Origin of the sequence: Pseudomonas juntendi, assembly GCF_009932375.1 — a bacterium.
Taxonomy (GTDB): domain Bacteria; phylum Pseudomonadota; class Gammaproteobacteria; order Pseudomonadales; family Pseudomonadaceae; genus Aquipseudomonas; species Aquipseudomonas juntendi.
In genome coordinates this window covers 1-217 of record NZ_BLJG01000530.1, presented here as the reverse complement: position 1 = coordinate 217, position 217 = coordinate 1, and the positions used below count along the sequence as shown (strand labels likewise).

The following is a 217-nucleotide window of genomic DNA, read 5'->3' as shown; positions in this document are numbered from 1 at the left end:
ATGTGACCTCTGAGCCGGCCATCGCCCTGGCCAGCGCCACCAGCATGGCGACCAGGGCGCCGTGGCCGAAGCGGGTTTGCACCATGTCGCGCAGGATGAACACCAGGCCGCCCCAGGCAGACCAGATGACGTCCAGGTGCGGGGCAATGGAAAAGGCGTAGTTGATCAGCACTACGCTGCTGCTGTAGGCAAGCAGATAGAACATGGCGGGTAATCT

The 217-nt window shown here is 62.7% G+C and carries 1 pseudogene; it reads right to left on the bottom strand.

What is annotated here, in order from left to right:
* Positions 1 to 205, bottom strand: a pseudogene (locus GYA94_RS27095) (preQ0 transporter); the annotation flags it as partial.
* Positions 206 to 217: the final 12 nt, after the last annotated feature.